This window comes from Flavobacterium paronense, from assembly GCF_030409795.1.
Taxonomy (GTDB): Bacteria; Bacteroidota; Bacteroidia; order Flavobacteriales; family Flavobacteriaceae; genus Flavobacterium; species Flavobacterium paronense.
Genome location: NZ_JAUFQN010000019.1, coordinates 349519 through 361969, shown reverse-complemented (window position 1 = coordinate 361969; position 12451 = coordinate 349519). Strand labels below are relative to the sequence as shown.

Annotated in this window: 12 protein-coding genes; 7 read left to right on the top strand and 5 right to left on the bottom strand. The window is 36.4% G+C overall.

What is annotated here, in order from left to right; translation table 11 throughout:
* Positions 1 to 49: 49 nt before the first annotated feature.
* Entirely contained in the window at positions 50 to 1600 is a 1551-nt protein-coding gene (locus tag QWY90_RS03235; RefSeq protein WP_290284408.1) for a SulP family inorganic anion transporter, read from the top strand.
* Between the two features lie 54 nt (positions 1601 to 1654).
* On the opposite strand, the gene alaS is transcribed toward QWY90_RS03235, so the two are convergent.
* Positions 1655 to 4291 (bottom strand): alanine--tRNA ligase, encoded by a 2637-nt coding sequence (alaS, locus tag QWY90_RS03230; RefSeq protein WP_290284407.1) that lies wholly within the window; start codon positions 4289 to 4291, stop codon positions 1655 to 1657.
* A gap of 218 nt (positions 4292 to 4509) precedes the next feature.
* On the opposite strand from alaS, the gene QWY90_RS03225 reads away from it, so the two are divergent.
* From QWY90_RS03225 to QWY90_RS03200, 6 genes are read left to right on the top strand one after another with little or no spacing between them, the layout of a single operon-like run.
* A complete protein-coding gene (locus tag QWY90_RS03225; protein ID WP_290284406.1) occupies positions 4510 to 5490 on the top strand; it encodes a M23 family metallopeptidase in 981 nt (326 codons plus the stop codon).
* Entirely contained in the window at positions 5490 to 5822 is a 333-nt protein-coding gene (locus QWY90_RS03220; protein ID WP_290284405.1) for a MerR family transcriptional regulator, read from the top strand. The genes QWY90_RS03225 and QWY90_RS03220 overlap by 1 nt, the downstream gene beginning before the upstream one ends.
* 5 nt (positions 5823 to 5827) lie before the next feature.
* Positions 5828 to 6106: a GldL-related protein gene (locus QWY90_RS03215; protein WP_290284404.1), complete on the top strand. Its 279-nt coding sequence runs from the start codon at positions 5828 to 5830 to the stop codon at positions 6104 to 6106.
* A gap of 41 nt (positions 6107 to 6147) precedes the next feature.
* Complete coding sequence (locus QWY90_RS03210; protein WP_290284403.1) at positions 6148 to 6741, top strand: LemA family protein; 594 nt, start codon at positions 6148 to 6150, stop codon at positions 6739 to 6741.
* Positions 6742 to 6751: 10 nt separating this feature from the next.
* On the top strand, positions 6752 to 7192 hold the full coding sequence (locus QWY90_RS03205) for a TPM domain-containing protein (protein WP_290284402.1): 441 nt from the start codon (positions 6752 to 6754) through the stop codon (positions 7190 to 7192).
* Positions 7189 to 8001, top strand: coding sequence for a TPM domain-containing protein (locus QWY90_RS03200; protein WP_290284401.1), 813 nt, complete (start codon positions 7189 to 7191; stop codon positions 7999 to 8001). The genes QWY90_RS03205 and QWY90_RS03200 overlap by 4 nt, the downstream gene beginning before the upstream one ends.
* Before the next feature lie 59 nt (positions 8002 to 8060).
* Here the strand turns inward: QWY90_RS03200 and leuB are convergent, their stop codons facing one another.
* From leuB to QWY90_RS03180, 4 genes are read right to left on the bottom strand one after another with little or no spacing between them, the layout of a single operon-like run.
* Positions 8061 to 9179, bottom strand: a complete 1119-nt coding sequence (leuB, locus tag QWY90_RS03195; protein ID WP_290284399.1) for a 3-isopropylmalate dehydrogenase — start codon at positions 9177 to 9179, stop codon at positions 8061 to 8063.
* A gap of 10 nt (positions 9180 to 9189) precedes the next feature.
* On the bottom strand, positions 9190 to 9795 hold the full coding sequence (leuD, locus tag QWY90_RS03190) for a 3-isopropylmalate dehydratase small subunit (RefSeq protein ID WP_290284398.1): 606 nt from the start codon (positions 9793 to 9795) through the stop codon (positions 9190 to 9192).
* Between the two features lies 1 nt (position 9796).
* Positions 9797 to 11182: a 3-isopropylmalate dehydratase large subunit gene (gene leuC, locus QWY90_RS03185; RefSeq protein ID WP_290284397.1), complete on the bottom strand. Its 1386-nt coding sequence runs from the start codon at positions 11180 to 11182 to the stop codon at positions 9797 to 9799.
* A gap of 2 nt (positions 11183 to 11184) precedes the next feature.
* Positions 11185 to 12351: a 2-isopropylmalate synthase gene (locus tag QWY90_RS03180; protein WP_290284396.1), complete on the bottom strand. Its 1167-nt coding sequence runs from the start codon at positions 12349 to 12351 to the stop codon at positions 11185 to 11187.
* Positions 12352 to 12451 lie beyond the last annotated feature (100 nt).

Genomic DNA, 12451 nt, shown 5'->3' with positions numbered 1-12451 from the left:
TGATCTTAAACTTTCTACCTTTGAAAAACATTTTTCAGACAACAATTAAGTGAAAAGAGCAATTAAATATTACCGTATCATTTGGCTTAAACACGACTTACCTGCTAGTCTTTCTGTATTTCTTGTTGCACTTCCACTTTGTTTGGGTATTGCTTTAGCTTCGGGCGCACCTCTTTATGCGGGACTTTTATCGGGTATAATTGGCGGACTTGTAGTTGCTCTCATTAGCGGTTCATCACTTGCAATTTCTGGACCAGCTGCGGGCTTAACAACTTTAGTTGCGGCTTCAATCATTTCACTTGGCGATTACAGAGTTTTTTTACTTGCTGTTATGGTTGCAGGTTTGTTTCAACTCACACTTGGACTATTAAAACTTGGTGCAATAGCAAACTATTTTCCTTCATCCGTCATTAAAGGAATGTTAGCTGCAATCGGAATCATTCTCATTACAAAACAAATTCCGTTAGCATTGGGTTATGACCAACCCGACTTTTGGACAAGTGGTTTCATAAAACTCTTTTCTCCCGACAACTTTCTTGGCAGTTTTGACAACTTCAACAATCACATAACAAGAGGAGCAATTTTAATCACAGTAGTTTCTTTAATCATACTTATTTTACTTCAACAACCCTTTTCAAAAAGATTGAAAGTAATTCCCGCACCGCTTTTAGTAGTTGTTGTTGGAGTCATCACAAACATTCTTTTTACAAATGCAACTTCCGATTTTTCACTCAAGCAAACTCAATTAGTAAATATCCCTTCCAATATTTTTGCAAGCATAATTTTCCCCGACTTCACAAAACTATTTTCAACAGCAGAGATTTGGAAAGACGGACTTATCATCGGATTACTTGCAACTTTAGAAACACTGCTTTGCATTCAGGCAGTTGACAAGTTAGATAAAGCCAATCGGATTACTCCTGTTAATCGTGAACTCATAGCACAAGGAATTGGAAATATGACTTGCGGACTTTTAGGAGCGATTCCTATAACAGCAGTTGTTGTAAGAGGTGCTGCAAATATTGATGCGGGTGGACGGACAAAACTTTCTGCTTTCACTCACGGCCTTTTTCTTTTGCTTACCGTGTTGCTTGTTCCGTTTTTGCTAAACAAAATTCCTTATGCTTCGCTTGCAGCAATCCTTCTTGTAACAGGTTACAACCTTACCAAACCGCAACTCTTTCGCAATATGTGGAGTTTAGGGTGGAAACAATTCATTCCGTTTCTCATTACAATTCTTGTCATTCTATCAACCGATTTATTAATTGGTGTAAGCATCGGACTTTTAATTTCAATTTACTTTATTATTCAAAACAATTTTAAAGTAGAATATAAAATCACAAAGTCAATACACCTTGACATTGAAACGCATTGCATCAAACTTAACAACAATGTTACTTTCTTAAACAAAGTAAAATTGCGAAAAGCATTAGACGAAATTCCAAAATACAGTGTTTTAATAATTGACGGCAGCGAAAGTAATTTTATTGACTATGACATTTTAGAAATAGTAAGTGAATATCACAATAAAGCGCACGACAGACATATCGAACTTCACTTAAAAGGCATTGAAAAGGTAAAAATAACAGCCGTGCATTGACGAACAAGAACCGCAGTCGATAAAAAAGTCTTTAGTTTATTTTCTAATTAAAAATTACTTCACAAAATCAATTGCTTTTTCTAATGCTTCTTTGATTCCTGATACATTTTTCCCGCCAGCGGTTGCAAAGAAAGGCTGTCCTCCGCCTCCACCCTGTATGTATTTACCAAGTTCGCGAACTACGATACCAGCGTTTAGGTTTTTCTCAGCTACTAATTCTTTAGAAATATAGCAGCTTAGCATTGGTTTATCGTCATCGGCTGTAGCCAATACTAAAAACAAATTGGTTCCTAACGTTCCCAATTCATAAGCTAAGTCTTTTGCTCCATCTGGATTTAAATCAACTTGTGTTGCGAGGAATTTAATTCCGTTTATATCTTGTAATTGCGAAGCCAACTCGCCTTTAAGTCCTTTTGCCTTTTCTTTTAAAAGTTGCTCTATTTGTTTTTTTAATTTAACATTATCATCCTGCAACGAAACCACTGCTTTTAATGTGTCTTGTGGATTTTTTAATGTTTCTTTAATAGCATCCAAATCGCTTTCCTGTTGTGAAAAATAATGCTTCACGGCATCACCGGTTATCGCTTCAATACGACGGATACCCGCAGCCACTGCGCCTTCGGAAAGAATTTTAAAATGCCAAATTTCGCCCGTATTTTTCACATGGATTCCACCACATAATTCTTTACTGTCTCCAAATTCAATCATACGAACAGTATCACCATATTTTTCACCAAACAAAGCCATAGCGCCTTGTGCCATAGCTTGCTGAATTGGAATACTTCTGTGCTCCACCAATGGCAATTGCTCTTCAATTCTAGTATTTACAAAATCTTCCACTTTGCGAATTTCTTCCTCGGTTACTTTAGCAAAGTGTGAAAAGTCAAAACGCAAATGATTTGGGTTTACCAACGACCCTTTTTGCTCCACATGCGTTCCTAAAATCGTTCTTAATGCCAAATGCATCAAGTGTGTAGCCGAGTGATTTTTGGAAGTGGATGTCAGTAAATCAGTATTCACTTTTGCTATAAAACTGGCTTCAATATTTTCAGGAAGCTGTTTGGCAAAGTGTAGAATTAAATTGTTTTCTTTCTTCGTGTCAATGATATCAATTGTTTCGTTGGCTGAAACCAATGTTCCCTTGTCACCAACTTGTCCACCACCTTCCGGATAGAAAGGCGTATTATCTAAAACAATTTGGTATAAGATGCCATCTTTTTTAGAATCAACTTTACGGATACGCGTAATTTTAACTTCATTTTCGGTCTGGTCGTAACCAACAAATTTTTCAACATTCCCCGGAATCAATACTTTCCAATCTTCTGTCGAAACTTCTGAGGCAGCACGCGATCTGTCTTTCTGCGCTTTCATTGAAGCATCAAATTCAGATTCTTTAAACGACATCCCTTTTTCTTTCAGAATCAAAGCCGTTAAATCTTTTGGAAAACCAAACGTATCATACAATTCAAATGCTTTTTCACCTGAAACTTCGTCGCCTTTTGTTTTAGCCACTACAATATCCAACAACTGTAAACCCTGATCTAAAGTTCTCAAAAACGAGGCTTCTTCTTCGCGGATTACATTCGTAACCAATTGTTGCTGCGATTTGATTTCCGGGAAAAATTCACCCATTTGATCTGCCAAAACTTCAACCAACTTATTGATGAAAGGCTCTTTGGTATTCAAGAACGTAAATCCATAACGAATGGCTCGTCTCAAGATTCGTCTAATTACATAACCTGCTCCAGTGTTTGAAGGCAATTGTCCATCAGCAATAGCAAAGGCCACAGCACGAACGTGATCTACAATTACACGGATGGCGATGTTTGTTTTATTCTGTTCCTCAGTTATATCTTTAACTTCGTTTGAAGTATATTTTAATCCTGTAATTTGTTCTACCTTTTCAATAAGCGGTGTGAAAACATCGGTATCATAGTTGGATGTTTTTCCTTGTAGCGCCATACACAAACGCTCAAATCCCATTCCGGTATCTACGTGTTGTGCCGGTAATTTTTCTAACGAACCATCAGCTTTACGGTTGAATTCCATAAAGACGTTGTTCCAAATTTCAACTACTTGCGGATGATCGTTATTGACTAAAATTTTACCGGAAACTTTTGCTTTTTCTTCGGCAGAACGAATGTCAACATGGATTTCGGAACATGGACCACACGGACCTTGATCGCCCATTTCCCAGAAGTTGTCCTTTTTGTTTCCAAGAATAATTCGGTCTTCATCGATTAAGGTTTTCCAGATATCCCAAGCTTCCTGGTCAAACGGAACATTCTCTTCAGGATTTCCTTCAAAAACAGAAACGTATAGATTCTCTTTTGGAATTTTATATACTTCGGTTAATAATTCCCAAGCCCAATTGATAGCTTCTTTTTTGAAATAATCGCCAAAAGACCAGTTGCCCAACATCTCAAACATGGTGTGATGATAGGTGTCGAAACCTACATCTTCTAAATCGTTGTGCTTTCCTGAAACGCGAAGACACTTTTGCGTATCGGCTATTCTTGGGCATTTTGGAGTTCCGTTGCCTAAGAAAAATTCTTTGAATTGTGCCATTCCCGAGTTGTTGAACATCAGGGTTGGATCGTCTTTTAGAACGATTGGCGCCGAAGGAACGATTAAGTGTCCTTTGGATTCGAAGAATTGTAAAAACTGTTTACGAATGTCTTGTGATTTCATTTTAGATTATTAGACTGTTAGATCTTTAGATTGTTAGATTTTTAAATTAGGTCACATTTAAAATTTAAAATTCAAAATTTAAAATAAAATCTTGCTTCTTGTTTCTTGCTTCTTTCTTCTGTCTAAAATAATTTAGGGTTTGACTGAAACATTTGTTAAATTTGTTCGTATAACCATTGTTTTTTAAAAACTTCCACAAAAATAGCATAAAATAAAAAATGGCGAAGAAAGTAAAGTATTATTTCGATACCGAAAGTTTGGCTTACCGAAAAATAAATCCAAAACTGTCTAAAAAGTTGGGGTATATTGGTTTGTTTTTACTTGCTTCTTCTCTTTTTGGGTTTTTATGTTTTGTGGTCTTATTGAATTCCTCCTATTTAGAAACTCCAAAAGACAGATTGCAGGCACGTGAAATTGAAACGATGAAGTTGCGTTACGCCATATTGAATAAAAAAATGGATGAAGTTGCTGAAGTTTTGAGTGATGTTGCCGATAGGGATAACAATATTTACCGAGCCTATTTTAACACAGCTCCAATTCCGAATGAACAACGCAAAGCGGGTTTTGGTGGTGTCAACCGATACAAAGAATTGGAAGGATATAACAATTCGGAGTTGGTAATCAAAACCTCAAAACGGGTTGATGTAATTTCAAAAGAATTAGCCATTCAATCAAAATCTTTAGATGAAATATTGAAATTGGCCAAAGAAAAAAACAAATTACTTTCAGCAATTCCGGCTATTCAACCAGTGAAGAATGAACAGTTAAAACGCATTGCTTCCGGTTATGGTTACAGAAGTGACCCGTTTACGAAAGTTAGAAAAATGCATGAAGGTATGGATTTTACAGCAAGTACAGGAACACCAATATTTGCTACCGGTGACGGAGTTGTAGTGAGTGCCGATAACTCAAAATCGGGTTATGGGAATCACATTGAAATAAGTCATGGTTTTGGTTATTTAACCTTATATGGCCATTTAAGTAAGTACAAATGTCGCTCCGGACAAAGAATAAAGCGTGGCGATATTATAGGCTACGTGGGAAGCACAGGAAGAAGTGAAGCACCACACTTGCACTATGAAGTACATAAAGACGGCAAAGTGGTGAACCCCATAAATTTTTATTACGGAAATATTTCAGCAGCCGAATACACTGCCATTTCAAAATTAGCTAATCAGGAAAACCAATCGCTAGACTAATGCATATAGAACTAAATCCAGACAAAAGATATTACAGCATTGGAGAAGTGTCCAAAGCTTTTAATGTAAACACCTCGCTAATCCGTTTTTGGGACAAAGAATTCGACATTCTGAAACCCAAGAAAAATGCGAAAGGCAACCGAATGTTCACACCTGAAGATGTGAAGAACTTACAACTGATTTATCATTTGGTCAAAGAACGTGGCTTTACGCTTGAAGGTGCCAAAACCCATTTAAAAGAAGGACAAAAGAAAACGCTTGACAAGTTTGAAATCATAAGCAAATTGGAAAGTGTAAAAACACAACTCTTGAATATTAAAAACACACTTTAATTTCTATGAAATCAGATCAAATTCTTGCACCTAGTTTCATTTCAGCTTTTATTGTGACTATAATTGCAGCACTCTTAAAAATAAATCATATTGACTATGCCAATACACTTTTAGTTGTTGGATTGTTATTGTTAACCACCTTTATGATTTTAGCTATAATAGAAGTAACAAATTCGAATAAAATAGACTCATCTGAAAAATTACTTTGGGTTTTCGGCTTCCTTTTTTTCGGAACAATAGTAGGTTTCATCTACCTTTTATCGGCTAGAAAACGAATTATATAATTATAAAACAAAAATTAAAAACAACTTTAAATTAAACAAACATGAACTTTAGAAAATTTTTACCTTGGATTATCGCAGTAGTTGTAATATTCGGAATATACAGCTGGGCAAGTGGGATTTATAATACTGCAGTAACACTTGAACAAGATGTTAAAGAAAGTTGGGGAAATGTCCAAACTTCCTATCAACGAAGAAATGACCTTATCCCAAATTTAGTAAATACCGTAAAAGGGTATGCAAAACATGAAGAAGGTACTTTAACAGCTGTAATTGAAGCGCGTGCCAAAGCAACAGCCATTACCATTGACCCGAAAAATGTTACTCCAGAACAATTAGCCGCATTCAATTCGGCACAATCGGGCGTTTCTTCTTCCTTATCAAGATTATTGGTAAGTGTAGAGCAATATCCGAACTTAAAGGCTGATGCAAGTTTTATGAAATTACAAGACGAATTAGCAAGTACAGAAAATCAAATTTTAACAGCCAGAACTCGTTTTAACGAAGCCGTTAAACCCTACAACAACAACATCAAAACTTTCCCAAGAAACATCTTGGCAGGCTTGTATGGTCTTAAGGAAAAACCTTATTTTGAAGCTGCTGTAGGTGCGGACAAAGCAGTTGAAGTAAAATTCTAATTTTAGCCCAATGTCTAAAGTAGAAGATTTTTTAACAAAAGCAGAAGAACAGGAAATTGTTGAAGCTATTGGCAAAGCCGAAAAAAATACTTCTGGCGAAATTAGAGTACACATAGAAAAAGAAACTTCCATTGCGGCTATCGACAGAGCAATGGAAGTTTTCCGTAATCTTAGCATGGAAAATACCCAGGAACGTAACGGCGTTATCATTTATGTGGCTGTAAAAAGCAAACAGTTTGCTATTTATGGCGATAAAGGAATCAACGAAAAAGTAGGCGTCGATTTTTGGGATGCTACTAAAGAAATTATGCAAAATCAGTTCAAAAACGGTAATTTCAAGCAAGGTCTTATTGACGGAATATTAAAAGCCGGTGAGCAACTCAAAACATATTTCCCTTATGCTGATGATGATATCAATGAATTGTCTAACGAAATATCTTTAGGAGAATGATACAGTACATAAAAAAAATATCGTTTCCCCTGAAACTATTCATTTGTTTATTGGTTAGTCAAGTTAGTTTTGCGCAATATACTATTCCTGAAAAACCTTCATTCCAAACTTCGGTTTATGATTATGCGAATGTTTTAAGCGCAACGGAGAAGTCACAATTAGAAGAAAAACTGATTCGGTATTCCGATTCTACTTCTACCCAAATTGTGGTTATTACGATTGAAAGCTTAAAAGGCGAAGATATTGGAATACTTACACCAAAATGGGGGCAAACCTGGGGAATTGGTGGTAGCAAAAAAAACGACAATGGTGTTATTATTCTTTTGGCGAAAGCCGAGAGGAAAATTTGGATCTCAGCAGGCTATGGATTGGAAGACAGACTAACAGCAGGAATTGGAGGAGAAATAACCCGAAATATTATCATCCCTGAGTTCAAAGCCGGAAGTTATTACAAAGGTTTAGACAAAGGAACTGATGCCATTTTTGATGTTTTCAAAGGCAAATACAAAGGCGAACGAAATCAATCTAAAAAAGGAGAAAAATTTCCAATTGTTCCTATAATAATTATCATTATAATCATCATAATCATTATTTCTAAAAACAAAAATAATGGTGGCAACAACGGAAACTCAGGTGGTGGCGGAATGAGTCTCACGGATATCATCCTATTGAGCAGCCTTGGCAGAAGCAGTGGCGGTGGATTTGGCGGTGGCGGTTTCGGTGGTGGAAGTTCTGGCGGTGGCGGTGGATTCGGTGGCGGATTTGGCGGCGGTGGATTTTCCGGTGGCGGAAGCGGCGGCAGCTGGTAATAAAAAAGATAGATTGCTCACGCAATCTATCTTCAAAAAACTAAACCAACTAACTTTCTTTATATAATTATGGATTTCCCTATTCGGATATTTTCATGATTAATATAATTGCTATCATCAACATTTAGTATAAAATTGGCAATAGCACTTCCCACATAATCTGTTCCAAAATTTCGGACCGAATTCAAATCGGGTGTAACAATATTATTTTCTAAAGATTGCTCAACAGCCTTTTCAATAGCTTTTGCTTCTTCTTTTAATCCAAAATGCTCTAATAGCATAGCGGCACAAAGAATAGCAGCAATAGGATTAGCAATGTTTTTCCCTTTAGCTTGAGGATATGAACCATGAATGGGTTCAAATAATGCATTATCATTTCCAACTGATGCTGAAGCTAACAATCCGATTGAACCACCAATTACGCTACCTTCATCAGATATGATATCTCCAAACATATTTTCAGTAAGTATCACATCGAACTGTTTTGGATTTAAAATCATTTGCATCGCAGCATTATCAACAAATAGAAAATCTAAAGCTACATCCGGATATTCTTTGGCTAACTGAGTAACAACTCTTCTCCACAATCTAGAGGTTTCTAATACATTCGCTTTATCTACTAGCGTAACTCTTTTATTTCTGGTTTGCGCTGCTTTGAATGCCAAATGAGCAATACGTTCAATTTCAAATTGGGAATATTCACATAAATCAGAAGCGGTTGCTCCATCATCGCTTACTTTCTTTTCACCAAAATAAATTCCGCCCGTAAGTTCTCTATAGATAACCATATCTGTTCCTTCAATAATTGAAGTTTTCAATGGTGATTTTTCTAAAAGTGACTCAAAAGCTTTTATGGGTCTGATGTTGGCAAACAAACCCAATTCTTTTCTAAGTTTTAACAATCCTTGTTCCGGTCGTACTTTGGCATCTGGATTATTATCGTATTTTGGATCACCAATAGCCCCAAAAAGCACTGCATCTGAATTTTTACAAAGTTCTAATGTAGCATCTGGCAAAGGATTATTGGTTTTATCAATAGCAATGGCACCAACTAAAGCTTCTTCAAATTCAAAATGGTGGTGGTACACTTCTCCAATCACTTTTAAGACTGACACGGCTTGTTTAGTTACTTCCGGACCAATTCCGTCTCCTGATAAAACAGCTATTTTCAATTTCATCGTTTCTGTATTATAATGTAGTTATTGTTTGTAATCTGGTTTTTTCAAATGCTTCGATGACGTCTTTATTGTTTACTAAAAAATCAATGTCATCATAACCATTAATCATGCATATTTTTTTGTAAGCATCTATTTCAAAAGATTCAATATAAGTAGTGTTTTCTATCGAAATGGTTTGCTTTTCTAAATCGATAATCAAATTTGTCTTTGGTTCAGCTTGTATTTTATTTAAAACAATGGCCAAAAATTCTGGCGAAACAACAATGGGTAATAATCCGTTGTTGAGTGCGTTTCCTTTAAAAATATCGGCAAAATAACTAGACACAATTACTTTAAATCCATAGTCTGTCAGAGCCCATGCTGCATGTTCCCTGCTACTGCCACATCCAAAATTATCTCCGGCTACCAAAATACTTCCTGCATAAGTAGGATCATTCAAAACAAAAGTTGAAATCGGTTCATTCTTTTCATCAAAGCGCCAATCTTTAAACAAATGATTCCCAAATCCTATTTTGTCGGTCACTTTTAAAAACCTTGCCGGAATAATTTGATCCGTGTCAATATTTTCAATAGGCAATGGAACAGCGGTTGATTTTAATTGTATAAACTTTTCCATACTAATTTAATTGTTGTGTAATGTCAATAATTTTCCCTTCGATTGCAGTGGCTGCCGCTACTAACGGACTTGCCAAAAGTGTCCTTGCTCCCTGCCCTTGTCTTCCTTCAAAATTTCTATTAGATGTAGAAACACAATATTCGCCTGCCGGAACTTTATCATCATTCATGGCTAAACATGCTGAACAACCCGGTTGTCGTATCTCGAACCCTGCTGCTTCAAAAACTGCTGTTAATCCTTCTTCTTGAATTTGTTTTGCTACTTGTTGTGAACCAGGAACTATTAAGGCGTTGACATTGGAAGCTTTTTGTTTTCCTTTAATATATTGGGCAACGACTCTAAAATCTTCAATTCTCGAATTGGTACAACTGCCTATAAAAACATAATTTATGGGTTTGTTGAGTAAGCTTTCTCCTTTTTTAAAACCCATATAATCTAACGATTTATCAAAAGAAGCATCTTCAAGAACAGGAATGTTTTCGGTAATTTTTATTCCCATTCCCGGATTAGTTCCATAAGTAATCATAGGTGCAATATCTTCCGCATCAAAATGGTATTCTTTATCAAAAACCGCATCTTCATCAGAAGGCAATGTCTTCCAATAGTCAATTTTTTGAGCTAACTCTTCTCCAACCGGAGCAAATTTTCTTCCTTTTATGTAGTCAAAAGTGGTTTCATCTGGCGCAATCATTCCGCCTCTTGCTCCCATTTCAATACTCATATTACAAACCGTCATTCGGCCTTCCATACTCATTTCACGAAAAACATTTCCGGCATATTCACAGAAATATCCCGTACCCGAATTAGTTCCGATTTTTGAAATAACATACAAAATCACATCTTTCGGAGATACGTTTTTGGCTAATTTACCATTAACATTTACTCGTAAACTTTTAGGTTTATTGAGTAACAAACATTGACTTGCAAAAACCTGAGCGACCTGACTGGTTCCTATTCCAAATGCAATACTGCCAAAAGCACCATGTGTTGACGTATGACTGTCACCACATACCATTGTCATTCCGGGTTGTGTAATGCCAAGTTCGGGTGCAATAACATGGACAATTCCCTGATATTGATGCCCTAAACCGTATAATGTAATTCCGTTTTTAGCGCAATTTTTAGTAAGCATTTCGACTTGGTTTCTGGACAAATCATCTTCAATTGGAAGATGCTGATTTTTTGTTGCTACGTTATGATCTGCTGTGGCGACGATTTGTTGTGGACGAAAAACCGGAATGTTACGTTCTTCTAATTCAGCGAAAGCTTGTGGACTTGTTACTTCGTGAATTAGATGCTGATCGATATATAATATTTGTGGACCATTAGGCACTTCTGATACCACATGACTATCCCAAACTTTATCAAATAATGTTTTCTTTTTCATGATTATATTAAAATCCCGATGTTACTATTTTGAATAATTTGATGCACATCGTCATCTATGATTTCTTTTTTTCTATCGGCTAATTTGACAAACTCTAGGTAAACAATATCCAATTGAAGTTTGGTCAGTTCATATCCTATTTTTTTTGCACGATAAGCCAATGCTGCCCGACCACTGCGAGCTGTAAGGATAATGGAAGAATCAGTAACCCCAACTTCTTTTGGGTCAATGATTTCATAGGTTGATTTGTTTTTAATCATTCCGTCCTGATGAATTCCTGAGCTGTGAGAAAAAGCATTCGAACCTACAATGGCTTTGTTGGGTTGCACTAGCATTCCCATATGGTCGGAAACCATCTGACTAGTACTATACAACAATTTAGAATTGATATTCGTATCTAAACCCAAACGAGGATGCTGTCTTAAAATCATGACAACTTCCTCGAGTGATGTGTTTCCGGCTCTTTCGCCTATTCCGTTGATGGTACATTCTATTTGTCGTGCACCATTTATGACTCCCGCAATTGAGTTGGCTGTAGCCAAACCCAAATCGTTATGACAATGACAGGAAAGAATGGCTTTTTCAATTCCGATAACATTCTCTGTAAGGTATTTTATTTTGGCTCCATATTCGTCAGGCAAACAATAACCCGTTGTATCCGGAATATTTAATACTGTTGCTCCGGCTTTAATGGCTTCGCTACAGATTTTGGCTAAAAAAGCATTATCCGTTCTTCCGGCATCTTCGGCATAAAACTCGACATCATCAACAAATGATTTTGCGTAGTAAATGGCTTCTGCAGCGCGGTTAATTATTTCGTCTTGTGAGGCATTAAATTTAAATTTGATATGCGATTCGGAAGTTCCAATACCCGTGTGAATTCTGGGTTTCTTAGCATATTGAACTGCTCGTGCTGCAGCATCAATATCTTCTTTGACGGCACGTGTTAAGGCGCAAACGGTAGCGTTTTTAACTGCTTTTGAAATGGCTTCAACCGAATTAAAATCGCCCGGACTTGAGATAGGAAAACCAGCTTCGATAACATCAACACCTAATTCGTCTAAACGTTGAGCTATGATTAATTTCTGTTCCGTGTTTAATTTGCAACCCGGAACTTGCTCACCGTCACGCAAAGTGGTGTCAAATATTTGAACTTTTTGATTTTCCATATCAATTATTAAACTTAAATTAGTTTCTTTATACGAATATAAATAGCGCATTAGCAAAATCAAATGTGGTTTTTAGATTCATTACACTATTAAACAAAAT